Source organism: Psychroserpens sp. (assembly GCF_036960315.1).
In the GTDB taxonomy this organism is placed as follows: domain Bacteria; phylum Bacteroidota; class Bacteroidia; order Flavobacteriales; family Flavobacteriaceae; genus Psychroserpens.
This window is the reverse complement of record NZ_JBALVR010000007.1, coordinates 100,298-119,890: the sequence shown is the minus strand read 5'-3', so window position 1 is coordinate 119,890 and position 19,593 is coordinate 100,298. Positions and strand designations below refer to the sequence as shown.

The 19,593-nt window shown below is 33.7% G+C and carries 17 protein-coding genes; 13 read left to right on the top strand and 4 right to left on the bottom strand.

From position 1 onward, the window contains the following. Positions 1-29 precede the first annotated feature (29 nt). The 4 genes from V7719_RS12860 (at position 30) to V7719_RS12845 (ending at position 3,390) form a co-directional block, all read left to right on the top strand. The gene (locus V7719_RS12860) at positions 30-1,097 is read left to right on the top strand and encodes a flavin monoamine oxidase family protein (RefSeq protein WP_335730325.1); all 1,068 of its coding nucleotides are present in this window, start codon (positions 30-32) and stop codon (positions 1,095-1,097) included. A gap of 30 nt (positions 1,098-1,127) precedes the next feature. Further along, on the top strand, positions 1,128-1,709 hold the full coding sequence (locus V7719_RS12855; RefSeq protein ID WP_335730324.1) for a tRNA-(ms[2]io[6]A)-hydroxylase: 582 nt from the start codon (positions 1,128-1,130) through the stop codon (positions 1,707-1,709). A gap of 3 nt (positions 1,710-1,712) precedes the next feature. Continuing rightward, entirely contained in the window at positions 1,713-2,285 is a 573-nt protein-coding gene (locus tag V7719_RS12850; RefSeq protein ID WP_335730323.1) for a peroxiredoxin family protein, read from the top strand. A gap of 349 nt (positions 2,286-2,634) precedes the next feature. Then, positions 2,635-3,390: a thioredoxin family protein gene (locus V7719_RS12845; protein ID WP_335730322.1), complete on the top strand. Its 756-nt coding sequence runs from the start codon at positions 2,635-2,637 to the stop codon at positions 3,388-3,390. Positions 3,391-3,542: 152 nt separating this feature from the next. Here the strand turns inward: V7719_RS12845 and V7719_RS12840 are convergent, their stop codons facing one another. Then, a complete protein-coding gene (locus tag V7719_RS12840; protein ID WP_335730321.1) occupies positions 3,543-3,896 on the bottom strand; it encodes a DUF983 domain-containing protein in 354 nt (117 codons plus the stop codon). 104 nt (positions 3,897-4,000) lie between these two features. Between V7719_RS12840 and V7719_RS12835 the strand changes: the two genes are divergently transcribed. Continuing rightward, complete coding sequence (locus V7719_RS12835) at positions 4,001-4,876, top strand: AraC family transcriptional regulator (RefSeq protein ID WP_335730320.1); 876 nt, start codon at positions 4,001-4,003, stop codon at positions 4,874-4,876. Positions 4,877-4,928: 52 nt separating this feature from the next. On the opposite strand, the gene V7719_RS12830 is transcribed toward V7719_RS12835, so the two are convergent. Beyond that, complete coding sequence (locus tag V7719_RS12830) at positions 4,929-6,149, bottom strand: peroxiredoxin family protein (protein ID WP_335730319.1); 1,221 nt, start codon at positions 6,147-6,149, stop codon at positions 4,929-4,931. A 198-nt stretch (positions 6,150-6,347) separates the two neighbouring features. Between V7719_RS12830 and pheT the strand changes: the two genes are divergently transcribed. The 4 genes from pheT (at position 6,348) to V7719_RS12810 (ending at position 10,701) form a co-directional block, all read left to right on the top strand. Then, entirely contained in the window at positions 6,348-8,774 is a 2,427-nt protein-coding gene (gene pheT / locus V7719_RS12825; RefSeq protein WP_335730318.1) for a phenylalanine--tRNA ligase subunit beta, read from the top strand. A 5-nt stretch (positions 8,775-8,779) separates the two neighbouring features. Beyond that, positions 8,780-9,631: a phosphatase PAP2 family protein gene (locus V7719_RS12820; protein ID WP_335730317.1), complete on the top strand. Its 852-nt coding sequence runs from the start codon at positions 8,780-8,782 to the stop codon at positions 9,629-9,631. Between the two features lie 116 nt (positions 9,632-9,747). Further along, a complete protein-coding gene (gene tpx / locus V7719_RS12815; RefSeq protein ID WP_335730316.1) occupies positions 9,748-10,248 on the top strand; it encodes a thiol peroxidase in 501 nt (166 codons plus the stop codon). A gap of 84 nt (positions 10,249-10,332) precedes the next feature. Beyond that, the gene (locus V7719_RS12810; RefSeq protein WP_335730315.1) at positions 10,333-10,701 is read left to right on the top strand and encodes a diacylglycerol kinase; all 369 of its coding nucleotides are present in this window, start codon (positions 10,333-10,335) and stop codon (positions 10,699-10,701) included. Between the two features lie 5 nt (positions 10,702-10,706). Here the strand turns inward: V7719_RS12810 and V7719_RS12805 are convergent, their stop codons facing one another. After that, positions 10,707-11,165: a hypothetical protein gene (locus tag V7719_RS12805; RefSeq protein ID WP_335730314.1), complete on the bottom strand. Its 459-nt coding sequence runs from the start codon at positions 11,163-11,165 to the stop codon at positions 10,707-10,709. Between the two features lie 120 nt (positions 11,166-11,285). On the opposite strand from V7719_RS12805, the gene V7719_RS12800 reads away from it, so the two are divergent. The 4 genes from V7719_RS12800 to ribB are packed head-to-tail and all read left to right on the top strand — an operon-like array spanning position 11,286 to position 17,948. Beyond that, positions 11,286-13,691 (top strand): DNA translocase FtsK, encoded by a 2,406-nt coding sequence (locus V7719_RS12800; protein ID WP_335730313.1) that lies wholly within the window; start codon positions 11,286-11,288, stop codon positions 13,689-13,691. A 39-nt stretch (positions 13,692-13,730) separates the two neighbouring features. Further along, positions 13,731-14,372: a LolA family protein gene (locus V7719_RS12795; protein WP_335730312.1), complete on the top strand. Its 642-nt coding sequence runs from the start codon at positions 13,731-13,733 to the stop codon at positions 14,370-14,372. Between the two features lie 17 nt (positions 14,373-14,389). Continuing rightward, complete coding sequence (locus tag V7719_RS12790) at positions 14,390-16,753, top strand: LptF/LptG family permease (protein ID WP_335730311.1); 2,364 nt, start codon at positions 14,390-14,392, stop codon at positions 16,751-16,753. Between the two features lie 40 nt (positions 16,754-16,793). Then, complete coding sequence (gene ribB / locus V7719_RS12785; RefSeq protein WP_335730310.1) at positions 16,794-17,948, top strand: 3,4-dihydroxy-2-butanone-4-phosphate synthase; 1,155 nt, start codon at positions 16,794-16,796, stop codon at positions 17,946-17,948. Here ribB and V7719_RS12780 read toward each other — a convergent pair. Then, the gene (locus V7719_RS12780) at positions 17,945-19,510 is read right to left on the bottom strand and encodes a family 16 glycosylhydrolase (RefSeq protein ID WP_335730309.1); all 1,566 of its coding nucleotides are present in this window, start codon (positions 19,508-19,510) and stop codon (positions 17,945-17,947) included. The two genes, ribB and V7719_RS12780, sit on opposite strands and share 4 nt — an antisense overlap. Positions 19,511-19,593 lie beyond the last annotated feature (83 nt).

Below are 19,593 nucleotides of genomic sequence, written 5' to 3'. Positions count from 1 at the left end.
TTCGTTAAAAATTGCTCGATAGCCTATTCATGCTACACAGAAAAACAGATATTTTAATTGTAGGTGCTGGATTAACAGGATTAACACTTGCTTATTATTTAAGACAACTTAAGGTTTCAGTTACAATTACTGAAGCACGAAGTCGCATTGGTGGACGCATTCACACCAAACAGAATAAAAACCAAGCACCAATCGACCTTGGAGCAACTTGGTTTACAAAAGAGCATTCGGAGTTTTTTAGTCTTCTAAAATCATTAGAATTAGATGTTTTCGAACAACATTATGGACCTACTGCTATTTACGAACCTAACAAAGCGAATCCAGCGCAAATAGTGAGATTACCCCCTAATAGTTCGGCAAGTTATCGTATCGCAAATGGAACAGAAACTGTTATTCAAACTTTAGCCAAGACATTAGACAACCATCAAATTATTACTAATTGTGCTATTAAAAAGATTCAAAAGCAAGAGGGTTACATTTCGGTAATATCTAATAACTATGAATTTGAATGTAAACGAGTCATTTCGACCTTACCACCTTTTCTTTTATTAAAAACTATTGCAATCGAACCTGCTTTACCATCAGAATTAATAGAAATAATGCAAAACACGCATACATGGATGCATGATTCAATTAAAGTTGGTTTCACATTTAAATCCCCATTCTGGAAAGGCGATAAAACAAGCGGAACTATTTACAGTAACGCTAGTCCGCTACAAGAGTTCTATGATCATTCTAGTTCAGGTGGCACTTTACATGCTTTAGCTGGGTTCATGGATAATTCATTTTATGAATACACAAAAGATGAAAGGCAAGAAATGGCATTAAATCAGCTGCAAAGTTATTATGGTAATCAAGTCTTAGATTTCTTGTCCTATGAAGAATTAATATGGAAAGACGAAGCCTATACAACTACAAGTTACAATGAATTCATAATGCCACAACAAAATAATGGTCATCCACTATATCAAAATAGTTATTTAGATAACCGCTTTTTTATTGCTGGCACAGAAACAAGTCCTTATGCTTCAGGAAAGATGGAAGGTGCAGTAAGAAGTGCTCAACACATATTCAAACAATTAAAAAGGCTTTTATAAGTATCTTTATCAAAAACATAAACCATGAGCATGCTTCATCTCAAACTTGAAACCGATCCGCGTTGGGCAACAATTGCGGAAGAAAATATTGAAGAGATTTTAACCGATCACGCATGGTGTGAGCAAAAAGCGGCAACTAACGCCATCACTATTATTACTCATAATCCGCAATATGAGGATATGGTAACTGATTTATTAGAATTAGCCAAAGAAGAATTAGAGCACTTTCAAATGGTACATGAGATTATCAAAAAACGAGGCTACACCCTAGGCAGAGAACGAAAAGACCATTATGTAAATGAGCTTTATAAGTTTATGAATAAAGGCGGAAATCGCCTCCAAAGCATGGTAGACCGTTTATTATTCTCAGCAATGATTGAAGCTAGAAGTTGTGAACGTTTCAAACTCTTATCTCAACGTATTAAAGACGAAGAACTCTCTAAATTTTATTACGACTTAATGGTGAGCGAAGCTGGACACTATACAACATTTATCAGCTTTGCTAGAAAATATGGTAAAGATATTGACGTTGATAAACGATGGGCGGCACTTGTTGAGTTTGAAGGCGAACTTATTAAAAGCTACGGGAAATCAGAATCCATACATGGATAACCTATGAAAGCTACAATCTCAATACTTATATTAGTATTTACACTTAACCTATCTATTGGCCAAAGCAAACCAAAAAAAACCTTTACAAAAGAAGAAGAAAAGGCCTTAGTAAAACGACTTAAAGAAAAAGACAAAGTTGAAAGAGCTGCCAGAAAAGAATTGAAAGGCACAACATTAAGCGCCCTCAAATTAGAAGATCTCAATGGAAACATTCATACATTAGAAAGCTTAAAAGGGAAAGTCGTCCTAATGAACTTTTGGTTTATACATTGCAAACCTTGTGTCGCAGAAATTCCAGATTTAAATGACTTGAAACAAAAATTTAAAGGCAAGGACGTTGTGTTTTTAGCTGTTGCTCTGGATAGCAACAAATCTTTAGAAACCTTTTTAGAAACGCATGAGTTTGATTTTACAATCATTCCAAGAGGATCGGTTTTAGCTAGGGATTTGAGAATTCCGTATTATCCATATAATGTTATTCTTGATAAAACCGGCAAACTACATTATGTAAGTGGAGTCTTAAGCCTAAACATCATGAATCGCTTAAAACGAAAAATTAACGGGTTATTAAAATAATGAATCAAAACCTTCTGCTACATCAAGTCAGATTGGTCATGTAACCCATGTGGATTAACAATCCGACCTTTCAGAAGGTAGATTCTAAAATTCAAGAACACTATTATATTTCAGAATTATGGGAAAAAGAAACTAGAAAAATTACGTTTCACTAAAACACTTGCTTTAAATAATGACCTGTCACTTTTAATTTTAATCGAATGGAAGAATAAATTCACAAGAAAATCTACAATTTAAAGAGTAAACCGCACAATTAATCGAGAATTTTCTCTCTATTTAAGAAAATACCAGTTATTGGGTATTGAAAAAAAATTATTTAACATCAATATTTGAATATATCTTTCAAACCATGAAAAACACTCTAACATTATTATTTATTTGCATGACTGGCATTTCAGCTTTTTCTCAAACCGAACTAGATGACACCAATGCAGAATCGAAACTTTTAGTTGAAAATGATCGTTTAATTGTCTTAGACTTTTATGCAACTTGGTGTGGCCCATGTAAACGTATGGATCCAATTATAAAAGAACTAGAATCCGAGTACAGTGATACTGTTGATTTTTACAAGATTGATGTCGATAAAAACAAAATTGATGATGCCTTAGGAATCACCGCAATGCCGACCTATTTATTCATTAAAAATAGTTCAAATTTAGAACAAATAGAAGGCGCAATGAGTAAAGAAGAAATGGAAGCTCTCATTAGAAAACACATGAATAATTCTGATGCAACAACGATTAGCTCATCGAATTCGACATATTACGATACAGATGATATGCATGGGTTAACAAATGAATTTAGCGATTCTGTTCTTGAAGACATCTGGGATAGCTCCTCTAACTTAAATTCTCTCGCTTGGCATGCTTATGAAGATCACGAGGATATAAAATCTCTATTAAAAGCAATCAAAATTATTGAACGCTCTACAGACTTAGAAGCAAATTATTATAACACTGATACGCATGCAGCTTTATTATATAAAACAGGGAATTACACTACTGCATTAAAAAAAGCTAAGGAAGCTATAGATTATGCTAAGGGAGAAGGCCTCTCTTACGAAACTACAACTACATTGATTGAAAAAATAATTGACGAATTGTAATACCACTTATATATTAACAGTCCGCATTATCCATACAATGTTATTCTTGATAACACTGGTAAACTTCACTATGTAAGTGTTTTACCGAGTCTTAATATTATGAATCGCGAAACATTGGATTAATGGTTTTTAAAAAAACTAGAACCGCAGGCTTACTGCTTTGGACTTGTAAATAAATGAATCCAGATAATTCTTGATAATCTAAAATTAAGTGTACTAAACAACATTGCGGCTAATACAACAGCGAAAAAAGAATACAAAGGCGACAAACCAATTACAACAAAGGACAGTATAAAAACTACCACAAATTGTACTATTGCGATACCATAACTAACAAACATGGCTCCAAAGAAAAAACCTGGTTCTCTTTCAAATTTAAAGTTGCAATTTTCACACGTATCTTTAATCTGCGGAATTTGAAATAACAACAAATTACCTCTGGTACTAAAAATATTACTTTTCTCACATTTAGGGCATTTTCCTTTTGCTATTGTTATTAATCTCATCACTATTAATTAAAATATTACTATACAAAATTAAACACTTATCTTCATTAAATACTCATAGATAATTCGCTATTTTTTGTACTTTTAGGACATATCAATGCATTATGAAGATTATTCCAGTATTACATATACAGCAATTTGAACAAGATGTTCCTATGTCTGATTTTTATAGTAATGATTTAAAAACTCATTTAGAACGCAACAATGCTTTCTTTCATAAACCACATAAACATGACTTTTATCTTTGCGTAATATTCTCAAAAGGCTCTGGAATCCATGAAATAGACTTTGATACTTATAATGTAAATCCTGGAAGCGTATTTTTTCTAAAACCAGGACAAACACATTACTGGACATTTAACAGTAAGCCTGAAGGTTATATTTTCTTTCATACACAAGACTTTTACGAACTTCATTTTGCTAAGAGTAAGCTTGAGCAATTTCCATTTTATTATTCAAATAAAAATACACCTTCACTCACATTATCATCAAAAAATATCGAACTAATTGTGGCCAGATTTAAAGATCTCAATAACGAATACTACAATAATCTTCCATACAAAAAGCAAAAACTATCAAGCCTTACCAATACCATTTATATTGAACTTGCTAGACATTATACAGATACAGACACTAATACAAACAAAGCCTCAGTGACTTACATAGAAACACTACGTGCTTTAGAAAAAATGGTTGAAACCCATTATAGAGAAGAAAAATCCGCAAAGTTTTACGCCAATAGATTACACATTACATCAAAACATTTAAATCGAATTACAAATGCAACGCTTGACAAAACAACAACAGATCTTATTATGGAACGCGTTATATTAGAATCTAAGCGCTTAATCGTACATTCAAACAACTCCCTTTTTCAAATTTCTGAAATTTTAGGCTATAGTGACTATGCATATTTCTCTAAAGTTTTTAAACTAAAAACAGGATTTACACCTTTGGAGTTTAAAAAAAGCTATCAGTAAGGTGTTTGCTCTATAAAGTATAAATTGAGTGGAGTAATCGATTAGAAAATCACTACTTTTCACTCAACAACCCCTCGATAAATCCTGTAAATTCTGCTTTAAATTCGGTAAACTTCTCTCCTGTTGCTGGACCATTAAACCCTGTATGAATCTTACGAACTTTGCCTTTTTTATCAATAAATATTGAGGTTGGATACGACAACACATGATTTAACATTGGGAGTTTTTCTTGAGCCTTTGACTTGCTTGAGGTTCCGTATTGCGCTAACAAAATTGGATATTTGATACCTACACCATCTTTTAATCGCTGGATACTATTTAATGCTTTCTCTTTAGTTTTGGCATATTCAAAAGCCAAAGCCACAAATTCAATATCTTTTTCAGCATTGTTATTATAAAACTCTGAATAGTATTTACTCTCATCTAAACAGTTAGGGCACCATGTTCCCATAATTTGCACAATCACGACTTTACCTTTAAAACGCTCGTCCGATAAAGACACTTCATAACCTTCAGCATCAGGAAACGTGAACTCCAATGCATCATAACCTTCATTTAAAAAGGTCAATTCGTTAGCATCAGGCAATTCATAATCCTCATTTCGCTTTGCCACGAATGGTTCTTGCCAGTGATTTCCTGAATAAAACATTCCGCTCATAGTACTATCTATAACTTCTGCTGTAAACAAAAAAGCATGCGCACCATCAAAGGTTGATAATTTCATGGTATTCCCGTCCATAACCCCTTCCAAATATCTATAATCACCAGTAGTAGTTCTAAAAGTTCCAGTGACTTTCGTTCCTTCTTGTTTAAAAATCCCTTTGGCAATATATCTATCAGCTTCAGAATTTGGGCTAAACACTGTTTCCCAATTACCAGTCATATTAACAGCTGGTGTATTACTATCAATATCAAAACGTGTTTTAGTATCAAATTCAGCAGAAAAAGGAACCACACGATCTAGGCTTTCCTTTATAAAACTTCCATTTAATTTACCATTCTTGACAACAGCCTCGATATAACCTTCAAAAACCGGTGCTTTAAACACAACCGAATCATTAGAATAGATGATATCAGTTACCATAATCACTTCCTCAGCATTAAAAATCTTAAGCGCATCACGAGAAGTCACTTCAAAATTAAATGGCAATACTTCAGCTTCTGTAACTTGTAATTCTGCTCTCCAAACACCTTCCTGTAGAGATTCTGGACGATTCATATTGCAACTAAATAGCAGTGCAATGATTGGTAAAACTAGCAGTTTTCGGATCATAATATTTCAATTTAAAATGGTGTAGTCAGAGCAAAGATAGAATTCTTACAAACAACGCCTAAACATTGCTTAGCAATCACACATTTTTTATAAATTTCACCTTTCCGAGGAAAAATAAAAGATTCACTGAATTTTTATACAAATGCACACCCTTAGATTATTAGTATTATTATCTTTGGCAATTGACAAAACAAGACGATGAAAATATCATATAACTGGTTAAAACAATTTTTAAAAACTGATTGGTCTGCGGAAGACACCGGAGAATTGCTAACCGATTTAGGATTAGAAATTGAAGGCATAGACACTTACCAATCTGTAAAAGGCGGTTTAGAAGGCATTATTGTCGGTGAGGTATTAACTTGCGAACAGCATCCAAATGCTGATAGATTAAAAGTGACTACCGTTAATATTGGTTCTGGTGAACCTTTACAAATTGTATGTGGTGCACCAAATGTAGCAGCTGGTCAAAAAGTACCCGTAGCAACCATTGGAACTACACTTTATACTGAAACTGGCGAGGCTTGGAAAATTAAAAAAGGAAAGATTAGAGGTGAAGAAAGTCACGGAATGATTTGCGCAGAAGACGAATTAGGTCTTGGTAAGTCCCATGATGGCATCATGGTTTTAGATCAAAAACTAAAAGCTGGTAAAGCTGCAGCCGATATTTTTGAAATTGAAAATGATCAGGTTTTTGAAATTGGGTTGACACCAAATCGAGCAGATGCGATGAGCCATTTTGGTGTTGCACGTGACTTAAAAGCTGGATTATTACAAAAAGATATTAAAACCGAATTGATTACACCTTCACTGAGTTCATTTCATGTGGATAGCAGAACATTGAAAATCGATATTGATGTTAAAGATTATAATTTGGCGCCTCGTTACTGCGGTTTAACCATAAAAGACATTAAAGTCGAAGCGTCTCCTGCTTGGTTACAACACAGATTAAAAGCCATTGGCCTTACTCCTAAAAACAATATCATAGACATCACTAATTACGTTTTACATGAATTAGGACAACCTTTACATGCCTTTGATGCTAATAAAATTTCTGGAAATAAGGTGATCGTAAAAACACTTCCAAAAGGCACAAAATTCACAACACTTGATAATGTAGAACGCGAATTACACGCTGAAGATTTAATGATTTGCGATGCTGAAAAACCAATGTGTATTGCTGGTGTATTTGGCGGTTCTCATTCAGGAGTTTCAGAAGGCACTACAAGTATCTTTTTGGAAAGTGCATATTTCAACCCAGTGAGTATTAGAAAAACAGCTAAACGTCACGGACTCAATACAGACGCGTCTTTCAGGTTTGAAAGAGGCATCGATCCGAACCTAACAGATTACGCACTGAAGCGTGCAGCACTTATGATTTTAGATATTGCTGGTGGTGAAATTTCTAGTGATGCTATGGATTTTTATCCGAAGAAAATCGAGGATTTTCAAGTACGTTTGAGTTTTGAAAATGCCAAGAAATTAATTGGTGAGGAGATTCCGAAGGAAACCATAAAAAGTATTCTATCGTCTTTAGAAATTAAAGTCAATAACGTTACTGAAACGGGCCTCGGACTTACAGTTCCTGCTTACAGAAATGATGTCCAACGTGAAGCAGATGTTATAGAGGAAGTGTTGCGTGTATATGGTTACAACAACATTAAAACTACGGAAAAATTAAATGCATCGATTTCTAATACTTCGAAATTTGAAGATTATAAACTTCAGAATATCATAGGGAACCAATTGACTTCACAAGGTTTTTATGAAATTTTATCTAACTCATTAACGACTCCGAAATATATAGAGCTAAGTGAGCAATTAAAAGAAGAACACAATGTAGAAATGCTCAATCCGTTGAGTAACGATTTAAGCGTTATGCGTCAGAGTTTATTGTTTTCTGGATTAGAAGCGGTAAGCTACAACATCAATAGAAAGCGTGACAATCTGAAGTTATATGAATTTGGAAAAACGTATCATAATTATAGCGATAGTCGTGAAGAATATAAACATCTATCCATTTTCGTAACTGGAAATAAGAATTCACAACGTTGGAATTCTCCAGAGCAAAAAAGTGATTTCTTTTATTTAAAAGGTATCGTTAATGCTACATTACAACGTTTAGGATTGTCGAGATATAAGGTCTCTCCTGTTCAAAATGATGTGTTTAGCGAAGGCATTAGTTTATCTTTAGGGAAAACTAAATTGGTTGATTTTGGTTTGGTTAATAAAAAGGTATTAAAACACTTCGGTATTTCGCAAGAGGTACTTTATGCTGATTTTAATTGGGATAATGTATTCGATACGGCAAAGCATAGCGACATTAAATTTAAAGATATTCCAAAATATCCTTTGGCACGTCGGGACTTTGCATTATTATTGGATGAAGATGTTAAATTTGAAGACATAAACAAAATTGCTATGCAAACCGAAAAGCAATTATTAAAGGGTATCGATTTATTTGATGTTTACCAAGGGAAAAATCTTCCGAAAGGAAAGAAGAGTTATGCTGTAAGTTTCACCATACAAGATGAACACAAAACGCTAACAGATAAACAAATCGATAAAATTATGAATAAGCTTCAAGCAAACTTTGAAAAGCAGCTTGGCGCAGAATTAAGATAAATCTATTGAAGACTCGAGTTATAATTTTAATACTATTTCTAGTATTTGCTTCCAAACCTGTTGTTGCACAATCTCTAGATACTACTCCAAAAAAGGACACCTCTTCAATTTGGCAATTGGCTAAACATGATTTTAGGTATACCATAAAAGGCGTAGGACATTCATTAACGCGACCTTTACATTGGAAAGGTAATGACTTTGCCAAATTAGGAATTCTTTTTGCTAGTACTGCCGCATTATCCTTGGCCGATAACCCTGTTCGAGATTTTGCACAAAACAATAGAGCAGATTTCCCAAAAGCTATTAGAGATTTTGGCTGGTATTTTGGAAGTCCTCAAAATTATTTTATGGCTAATGCTGGCTTGTATAGTTTTGGTTTACTAACAAAAAATGAAAAAGTAAGAAAAACTAGTATTCTTATTATTTCATCGTCTATAACAACGGGTTTAATACAGTCCATTACTAAAACGGCGATAGGAAGAGCGCGTCCAGGTTCAGATTTAGATCATCTTGATTTTTCACCATTTTCTAGCGAAGCAAGGTATCATTCATTCCCATCAGGTCATACCGTTTTATCCGTTACTATGGCTCATGCCATTGCAAAACAATTTGATAATATCTGGGTAAAGGTTGGTATTTATACTGTTGGAGCAATTCCACCAATATCAAGATTAATTGATGATGCTCATTGGATTACAGATGTAGCATTTAGTGCAGTTGTAAGTATTGTTGTTGTGGATTGTATTGACAACTATCTTAATGCCAAAGAAGCATATGATTATCCCAAGAAAAAGAAGCAGATTTCATGGAATCTAAGATTTGGTGCTAATCAAATAGGCCTTGTAGGAACGTTTTAGACATCCCGTATCACTATTACATCTATCTGTTAAACTATTTTAAAATATTATAAGACTGTTGCATTTAGGATTTAAATAATCGTTAATTTTAACATTCATTTTAAAACAACTAATTCATGGCAACAGTTACATTAGGTGGAGACACTGTACATACTTCAGGAACATTACCTTCAATAGGATCTACAGCTCCAAATTTCAAACTCACAGCAACCGATTTATCTTCAGTATCATTAAATGATTACGCTGGTCATAACTTGGTGTTAAACGTATTTCCAAGTGTAGATACTGGGACTTGCGCACAATCGATAAGAGAATTTAATAAGGCTGCTAGTACCTTAGAGAATACTAAAGTGCTTTGTATCGCTAGAGATTTACCATTTGCTATGGCTCGTTTTTGTGGTGCTGAAGGTTTAGATAATGTGGTGAGTTTATCAGATTTTAGAGATGGTAATTTTGGAAAATCTTACGGATTAGATTTTACAGATGGTGCTTTTGAAGCCCTATTATCTAGATGTGTAATTATCGTTAATACTGAAGGCAAAGTGGTTTATACAGAACAAGTTCCTGAAATTGCTGATGAGCCAAATTACAAAGTAGCGTTAGATACTTTGAAATAAAGTCACAACAATTACAAAGCGGCTTTAGATACTTTGTCATAATTATTTAAAATAATTAAAGGCTGCACTTGATGCACTAAACTAATGTCAAAAAAAGAGTCTTTCTTAGTTAACAGACTTAAAAGCGTAGGTTATGCTTTTAAAGGTGCTGTTTATTTATTCAAAACTGAAGCTAGTATAAAAACTCAGGTATTTTGCGCTATTACAGTAACTATTGCTGGTTTATATTTTGATATTTCCAGAACTGAATGGTTGTTTCAAATTGCTTTTATAGGTTTGGTGATGAGTTTGGAAGGTATAAATACTGCCATAGAATACATGTCAGACTTTATTCATCCAGACAGACATGAAACCATCGGGAAAATAAAAGATATTGCAGCTGGAGCTGTTTTTATTGCTGCTATCTCTGCAGCTTTAGCAGCTATGGTGATTTATATTCCTAAAATTTTCTAGAAGAATTAAATAGTGACAATACTTACGTTAATTATTTCATTGATCTCTAACTTTGGCACTAATGCATGATACGTCAAGTTTGGAGCCTCCGTTGTTGCATTTCTAACAAAGGTTATTGTTAGACCTAGTTGTCCATTATCACAGTTTTTTACTAGTCCGTCATAATTAATACTATCAACACCACTAGTTAATCCCTTCTTTCCAATGAGCAAATCATAAGTTTCAAAATCAATTTGGGGTGTACAAGTTCCGGTAACTAAATTCTCAAAAACAGCTTGAGATCTAATAATGATGAACTCTTCTGATAATTCAATATCCATTTGATATGGCGTATTAATGCATGAATACTCATCTTCAAGACTTGTAATATCAAAAATTACAGATAAACAATCATCATCATTTGAGCAAGAATTAATCAAAACAAACGCAAAAACAGCTACTATAAATAGGATAGTTTTTTTCATAATCTAATCTTCTATACTTACAAGATGCAAGAATTCAAAAAAGGTTGCGTCAAAATTAAAACATCTCTATAGGATTAACGTTAGTAATTTGTATTTTTGTTTTACTCTAACACCCCTTTAATGGCGAAGAAAAAAACCAAGACTAAAAGCAAAGCTAAAACCACACCTAAATTTAAAAAACCGAGTTTTAAATTATCGAGTCAGCAAAAACTGATATTCGGTAGTTTATTAATTATTCTTGGTGTTTTAATGTTTATTGCTTTTTTGTCTTATTTCTTTACTGGCAAAGCAGACCAAAGCACACTCTCAGAAATTGCCTCTCGTGATGTTGAAGCCCAAAACTGGCTTAACAAACTAGGAGCTTGGATAAGTGACTTTTTTATAAATAAAGGATTTGGTATAGCATCGTTTATCTTTTCTGGACTGGTTTTCCTTTCTGGTATTTATATCACTTTAGATATCAATAAAGCGCGTTTGCGTCGTCATTGGATTTGGGGAACACTAATTGCTTTATGGCTTTCGGTGTTTTTTGGATTTTTCTCCCACAAATATGATACACTTGGTGGAACCGTTGGCTTTGAAGTGAACTCGTTTTTTCAAGATTATATTGGTAAAATTGGAACTATCCTTTTACTTATTTTCGTCCTAATCACCTATCTCGCCATTCGTTTTAGTTTTACTGGTGACACTTTTGTTAAGCTCTTCAAAAGAGTTAAAAACGACATGAAAACTGAAATTAATACTTCAGAAGGAGACCATAATTTCACTGTTGACAATGCTTTAACTGCGGAAGCTGAAGACATCAAATCGGCCTTCGAACTCAAGATTGAAGACACAAAACCTTCAGAAGATCAAATAATTCAGCCTGAGCAAAACTTAAAGAAAGCACTTGAGCCAGAATTAAAAAAGACAACTTCCGAAGAAAATAAAAAAGAACCAGATTTAGATATAGAAATTGAAACTGTTGAAGAAGAAATTTCAGAAACAGATAGTCTTTCAGATAAACTAGTTGAAGATTTTGGACAGTATGATCCGACTCTAGAACTCAGCAAATTTCAGTTTCCACCTATAGACTTATTAAAAAAATACGATACTGAAGGCATAACGATTAATCAGGAAGAACTTGAAGAGAACAAAAACCGAATTGTAAATACACTCAACAACTACAAGATTGGTATTGCGAGTATTAAAGCGACAATTGGACCAACAGTGACTTTATATGAAATCGTCCCAGAAGCTGGTGTTCGTATTTCAAAAATCAAAAACTTAGAAGATGATATTGCGTTGTCTTTGTCTGCTTTAGGTATTCGTATCATTGCACCAATTCCTGGAAAAGGAACAATTGGTATTGAAGTGCCTAATAAAAATGCGACCATCGTATCGATGCGTTCTGTAATTGCATCGCAGAAATTCCAAAAATCTGAAATGGAACTGCCAATCGCTTTTGGTAAAACTATTAGCAATGAAACGTTTGTCGTCGATTTGGCAAAAATGCCTCATATGCTTATGGCTGGAGCTACTGGTCAAGGTAAATCGGTTGGTTTGAATGCTGTATTAACATCACTACTTTATAAGAAACATCCAGCTGAAGTTAAATTTGTTCTCGTAGATCCCAAAAAGGTAGAATTAACTTTATTCAATAAAATCGAACGTCACTACCTAGCAAAATTACCTGATAGTGCAGAAGCAATCATTACAGATAACACTAAAGTGATTAATACCTTAAACTCACTTTGTATAGAAATGGATAACCGTTACGAAATGCTTAAAAACGCATTATGTCGTAACCTTAAAGAATACAATGCTAAATTTAAGGCTAGAAAATTAAATCCGAATGATGGTCATCAATTTTTACCTTACATCGTTTTGGTGGTTGATGAGTTTGCAGATTTAATTATGACTGCTGGTAAGGAAGTGGAAACACCTATTGCGCGTTTAGCACAATTAGCTCGTGCTATTGGTATTCACTTAATTATTGCTACTCAACGTCCATCTGTAAACGTGATTACTGGTATTATTAAAGCGAATTTCCCAGCACGTATCGCATTTAGAGTAACGTCTAAAATTGATTCGCGTACCATTTTGGATGGCTCTGGAGCAGATCAATTAATTGGTCGTGGTGATATGTTATATACCTCCGGAAATGAAATAACACGAATTCAATGTGCTTTTGTTGACACGCCAGAAGTAGAAAGAATTACCGAATTTATTGGCGGACAAAAAGGCTATCCTGAGGCTTATTTACTACCAGAGTATGTTGGTGAAGAAAGTGGCACAGGTCTTGATAATAACATTGACGATAGAGACAAGTTGTTTAGAGAAGCAGCAGAAATTATTGTGACAGCACAACAAGGTTCGGCATCTTTATTACAACGAAAACTAAAATTAGGTTACAATAGAGCTGGGCGTTTAATTGACCAACTGGAAGCAGCCGGAATTGTTGGTGGTTTTGAAGGTAGTAAAGCACGCCAGGTATTAGTACCAGATTTAGTAGCTCTTGACCAATTATTAGCAAGCGAAATTTAAATACAACGGATATTTCCGAATATATAAAACATAAATATCATGAAACAGATAATTGTAGTATTAGCTTTTTTAATAGGAGGTTTTGGATTTTCTCAAGATTCAAAAAAAGCAGAAGCTTTGCTCAACGAAGTTTATAATAAAGCAAGTGCTTATAAAAACATGTCAATAGATTTTAAGTATATATTAGAAAATTTAAGCGAAAACATAAAGCAAGAAACCCGTGGTGATGTTGTGATGCAAGGTGATAAGTATATTCTAAACATCTTAGGTGTGACACGTTTATTTGACGGTGAAAAACTCTATACTATTAGCCCTGAAGATGAAGAAGTCACTATTTCTTCAGATAATACGGAAGACGAAAACACCATAACACCTAGTAAGATGATCTCTTTTTACAAGGATGGATATACTTATGATATGGATATCATTCAGGATGTTAAGGGACGAAAAATTCAATTTGTAAAATTAAAGCCTATAGATACAAATGCTGAGATTAGGGAAGTACTTTTAGGTGTTGATGCCAAAACGAAACACATTTACAGACTTATTGAGATTGGTAAAAATGGCACCAAAACTACCTTAACTGTTAATTCTTTTAAAACTAACGAACCAATTTCGAAAACCTTATTTACTTTTGACAAATCAAAGTACAAAGGTTATTACATCAATAATCTAGATTAAGGTTAACCAATCCCTTTATGAAAATACTAGATAGGTACATACTTACGACCTACCTAAAAACATTTTTGAGCGTGTTTTTAATACTCATGTTCATTTTTGTTTTACAGGCGATTTGGTTATACATTGGAGATTTGGCTGGTAAAGATTTAGACGCCTTTATCATTGTGAAATTATTACTTTACATCACTCCTACTTTAATTCCGTTAATACTTCCTTTAACTATATTGTTGGTTTCAATTATGGTATTTGGTCAATTTGCCGAGAACTATGAGTTTGCCGCTATGAAATCTACTGGTATTTCGTTGCAACGTGCCATGCGGAGTTTGAGTGTTTTTATTGTTTTACTCGCAGGCGTCACCTTTATTTTTTCTAATAATGTGATACCCTGGGCGAATTACAATGTTTACAATCTGAGAAAAAATATTGCTCAAGTTAAACCTGCATTGGCTATTTCTAAAGGGCAATTTAATGATATTGGTGATTACAACATTAAAGTAGAAGATAAAAGTGGCGAAAATGGTGAGATCTTAAAAAATGTCGTTATTCATAAAAAAGCTTCCAATGGCACAAAAAACAGAACTGTAATTGTTTCTGAAAGCGGCGAATTGAAGAGCAGTGAAAACTCCAATATTCTGCAGTTGGTCTTATACAAAGGAAATTATTACGAGGAAATTTTCAGTAAAAAAGCAAAGCAAGCTCAAAAGAAACCTCACGCTAAAAGTTATTTTGAGGAATACACTATTAATGTAGATTTAGAAGGCCTAAACGATGTAGATATTGACAACAAGAGTTATGACAATCGCTATAACATGTTAAATGTTAGTCAATTAAATAAAACCATTGATAGCCTATATGAGAAAAAATCTAAAAGTCTAAAAGATTTTTCCGAAACACTATACAACAGAACTAGCATTGCCTCTTTAAATAATAATATCTCTCCAAAAAAGGATTCTGTATTTGATGGAAAACACATTATCGACTTATTTAATGACAAAACAAAAGTTCAATTATTAAATCTTGCTGGAAATACAATAAACAGTACAAAACAAATTATTAGCACCAACAAACAAAGCTTTGGTAACAACACTAAATGGCGTAACAAGCACGTGCAAGCACTTCATGATAAATTTGTTTTGGGATTGGCTTGTATTATTTTGTTTTTCGTTGGAGCTCCCTTAGGTGCTTTAATCAAAAAAGGTGGTATTGGTTTACCTTTGGTTATCGCCATATTACTCTTTTTGACCTATCATTTTATTGGGCTTTTCGCAAAGAACAGTTCACTGGACGACTCTTTAAATCCTATTTTAGGGACTTGGCTATCTACTTTAATTATGCTTCCGTTAAGTATATATCTAACACGGAGAGCTACTAGAGACAGACCTTTGTTTGAGTCTGAAGGACTTCTAGAGCCATTAAAGCGACTATTTGGTATCAAGAGTAAAACACTCACTTATAACACCAACCGTTTGGCTTTAGATTCAGAAGAATATATAACGCTTAACAATTACGACAACACACAACTTATTGATGTCTTAAAACATTATAGAAAGTATGATTATGGTATTGAATATAAAAATTCGTCGCTATCCATATTAAATTCTAGAGGCATTACAGAACAAGAACTTAAGTATAGTGGTAATCTTACAGATCATGCCTATGAAGAATCTATAAGATTGAAATATGCTTATGAAGGGAATTCCAAATTGGCATTTATCCTATATGCTATGGCATTAGTTTTTATACTTCCAGGAGCTATCTTGAAAAATAATGGTTATCCAACAATTGGTCAAGCTTTGTTTGTTACTGGAATTGTCGTGGGAGCATTATACTTATTCGCTCTTATCAAATCTTATATAGATTATTCTAATCTTTATAAGCAACTTGAAAAAAACAATATTTCCAATGCCCTAATTTTTGTATTACTAGGCTTACCACTATATTTTGTCTTCTACTTTTTTCAGAAGAAAAAAATTAATGAGGATTTAAAAGTGAGTTCTATACAAGAAGAAACTAATCCTCTGGCCAAACCAAAAGTAGTTGATGGCGACGGTTATCAATCTAAGCTTACCGATTATACCACCTATTCTAAATTTGCCTTGCTGTTTTTCTGTATTGGTGTTGTACTCTTTGTTCTTTACTTCGTGTTTAAAAACAACAAACTGCCAGCTGCAACTTCCGCGACTATTGAGTTATCTGCAGTTTCTGGATTCTTATTTTTAGTTTATGCCATAATATCAAGTTTAAGTTATAACAAGCTCTACAGTTACATAAATGAATCAGATAACTCTAAACATATATTGTGGACCATTTTAGGGTTTATCCTTTATCCATTGGTTTATATTTTGAGACGGCATAAAATCACTAAAGACGTTTCAGCATAGAAAAAATAAGCCATATCTTTGCATTTCTAAACAGATAATAATGACTACCAATACTGCACAACACCTATCAAACATACAGTTAAATACTATTGAAGAAGCCATTCAAGATATTAAACAAGGTAAGATTATTATTGTTGTTGACGATGAAAACAGAGAAAATGAAGGTGATTTTCTAATCGCTTCAAGTAAGATAACACCTGAGACTATCAACTTCATGGCTACTCACGGTAGAGGTCTCATTTGTGCGCCCTTAACTGAAAGTAGATGTAAAGCTCTTGAGTTAAATATGATGGTAAACAACAACACCGATCCTTTGGAAACGGCCTTTACTGTATCTGTTGATTTAAGAGGAAATGGTGTAACTACTGGTATATCTGCAAGTGACAGAGCAAAAACTGTTCAAGCACTTATAGATCCTAATATAAAACCATTTGAATTAGCAAGACCTGGACACATTTTTCCGCTTGTAGCTAGAGATGGAGGTGTTTTAAGACGTACTGGTCATACAGAAGCTGCAATTGATTTTGCACGACTTGCTGGCTTAGAACCTGCTGGAGTAATAGTAGAAATTATGAATGAGGACGGAACCATGGCCAGATTACCTCAGCTTATGAAAGTTGCTAAAAAGTTTAATTTAAAAATTGTTTCCATTGAAGATTTGGTCGCTTATCGTATGGAACATGATTCATTAATTGAAAAGAAAGAAGATTTCGATATAGAAACCCGCTTCGGGCAGTTTAGATTACGAGCTTATCAACAAACCACGAATAATCAAATTCATATCGCTTTAACTAAAGGGACTTGGTCTAAAGATGAGCCTGTATTAACTAGAGTTAATGCAACTTTAGTAAACAATGACATATTGGGAACACTTACCAATAATGCTGATGAGAAGTTAGATGACATGTTTAAAGTTGTTAATACTGAGGGCAAAGGCGCTATTGTATTTGTCAATCAGCAAGCACAATCAATGAACCTTTTAAAACGTTTGAGTATTTTAAAAGAGACTCAAGTTGAAGGGAAAGTTGTTAAGGCTCCGAGTATTGGTATGGATGCTAAAGACTTCGGAATTGGTGCACAAATTCTTCATGATTTGAACATTCACAAGCTAAAACTAATCTCTAATACTAAGCAAACCAAACGTGTTGGAATGATTGGTTACGGTTTGGAAATTGTAGAATACATAGATTACTAGTTTACAAGTATTCGTTTTGTAGTAAATTGATTTCCAGAGTAAATCTTCAACAGATAAAGACCCGATTTTAAATTTGTTACATTGAGTTGTTTCAGATTGTCTTCTTCTTTACTGAAAACAACTTTTCCTAAAACATCATATAATTCAACGGAGTCAATCTCTTTTTCCGTAGAGATGTTAATATAATCTGATGCAGGATTAGGTGACACATTAAAAGCACTAGCAAAAGCATCCTCTACACTCAGGTTATTTTGAAACACTCTTACATAATCTATAACCATACTACTCTGTGTGAAATTTGGGTCGATAGTGCCAGCAACGCCTCCCATTGCAATATTAAGTAAAAGGTATTGATCTTCATAAAAAGGCCAAGTTGCATCATCCTTAACTGCTGGATTGTAAGTATAATATCCAACATCATCAATCAGGAAAGTAATTTGATTTGGTGACCAATTAACTGAGTAAATATGGAAATTATTGGCGACATCGCTTATTACCATAGAACTTGTATTCATGGTATTACCAGAACAACCAGCACATGGTGTATGAAGTGCGCTTGACACATGATTTACAGCACCCAAACCATGCTCCATAATATCAATCTCGCCACAAGCTGGCCATGACACAGCTCCAAATTGGCTATCCCAAAAACCACCATCTTCATTGACGTTTTTTCCAAGGGTCCAAATTGCTGGCCATGTTCCATCACCAAAAGGCAGCTTCGCACGTACATCTACACGTCCGTGAGTAAACGCAAATTTAGAATTTAATCGTGCCGAAGTATATTGTTTTGTTTCTCCTTGATCTGTAAAATTTTCTTGAATAGCTACGATATTTAAAAAACCGCTATTAACATAAGAGTTCTCAATTCTGTCAGTATAATGCTGTTGCTCTCCGTTAAACCAGCTTCCTCCTGCCGGTAATTGGGTTTGATGAAACCAATTCGTTGGATTTACAACTCCTGGAGTTTCAAACTCATCGAACCATACTAAGTCTTCATAAATCACATCCAATTCGTTAGGATCTACACCTTCAGTTCCATCATCAATATCATCAATTAAATATGTTCCTGGAGCAAAGACAGCTTCGTCAACAAAAATTGTTAATCGGCTATAAGCCCCAGTAGCATCAATAGGTGAACCATCTGAACTGTATTGAGCATTAGAAAAATCAAATGTGACTGTCATCCAATTTGAAGGAGAAGGCACATTAAATGTTTCTTTAACTTGTACGTCTGGATTTACTCCATTTTCTAATTTTAATAAAATATTATGCTGATTTGGATCGAATGAATAAAATGACAAGGTAATGGTCTGTTGAAAATCTAAGTCAATTGGTTGGTTTAAATCTAAATAAAAGCCTTGAGTAGCATTGGAACCATCATTAAAAAACTGACCAACATCATTATTAACATCTTGCGGATCTGTATTGACTGAAAAACTACTATTGCCAAATGCAATAAAATCATCATTCGTATCCGAAAAATCGATAGGCAATTGTTGAGAAAACGCAAATTGACTAACAAATAAAACCAGAAAAATAAACGAGTAAAGTGACTTCATAAACTACTTTTTTTGAAATTTATAAATTTCACAAGATAGTCTCAAATTTTCAGCCCATACAAAAACACTACAAGTCGATAAAA

What these genes read in the sequence shown, in the direction of transcription:
- V7719_RS12810 (WP_335730315.1), top strand. Translation starts at nt 10,333, where the DNA reads ATGTCAAAAAAAGAGTCTTTCTTAGTTAACAGACTTAAAAGCGTAGGT.
- V7719_RS12795 (WP_335730312.1), top strand. Translation starts at nt 13,731, where the DNA reads ATGAAACAGATAATTGTAGTATTAGCTTTTTTAATAGGAGGTTTTGGA.
- V7719_RS12855 (WP_335730324.1), top strand. Translation starts at nt 1,128, where the DNA reads ATGCTTCATCTCAAACTTGAAACCGATCCGCGTTGGGCAACAATTGCG.
- V7719_RS12780 (WP_335730309.1), bottom strand. Translation starts at nt 19,510, where the DNA reads ATGAAGTCACTTTACTCGTTTATTTTTCTGGTTTTATTTGTTAGTCAA.
- V7719_RS12840 (WP_335730321.1), bottom strand. Translation starts at nt 3,896, where the DNA reads ATGAGATTAATAACAATAGCAAAAGGAAAATGCCCTAAATGTGAGAAA.
- pheT (WP_335730318.1), top strand. Translation starts at nt 6,348, where the DNA reads ATGAAAATATCATATAACTGGTTAAAACAATTTTTAAAAACTGATTGG.
- ribB (WP_335730310.1), top strand. Translation starts at nt 16,794, where the DNA reads ATGACTACCAATACTGCACAACACCTATCAAACATACAGTTAAATACT.
- V7719_RS12835 (WP_335730320.1), top strand. Translation starts at nt 4,001, where the DNA reads ATGAAGATTATTCCAGTATTACATATACAGCAATTTGAACAAGATGTT.
- V7719_RS12860 (WP_335730325.1), top strand. Translation starts at nt 30, where the DNA reads ATGCTACACAGAAAAACAGATATTTTAATTGTAGGTGCTGGATTAACA.
- V7719_RS12805 (WP_335730314.1), bottom strand. Translation starts at nt 11,165, where the DNA reads ATGAAAAAAACTATCCTATTTATAGTAGCTGTTTTTGCGTTTGTTTTG.
- V7719_RS12830 (WP_335730319.1), bottom strand. Translation starts at nt 6,149, where the DNA reads ATGATCCGAAAACTGCTAGTTTTACCAATCATTGCACTGCTATTTAGT.
- V7719_RS12790 (WP_335730311.1), top strand. Translation starts at nt 14,390, where the DNA reads ATGAAAATACTAGATAGGTACATACTTACGACCTACCTAAAAACATTT.
- V7719_RS12850 (WP_335730323.1), top strand. Translation starts at nt 1,713, where the DNA reads ATGAAAGCTACAATCTCAATACTTATATTAGTATTTACACTTAACCTA.
- V7719_RS12845 (WP_335730322.1), top strand. Translation starts at nt 2,635, where the DNA reads ATGAAAAACACTCTAACATTATTATTTATTTGCATGACTGGCATTTCA.
- V7719_RS12800 (WP_335730313.1), top strand. Translation starts at nt 11,286, where the DNA reads ATGGCGAAGAAAAAAACCAAGACTAAAAGCAAAGCTAAAACCACACCT.
- tpx (WP_335730316.1), top strand. Translation starts at nt 9,748, where the DNA reads ATGGCAACAGTTACATTAGGTGGAGACACTGTACATACTTCAGGAACA.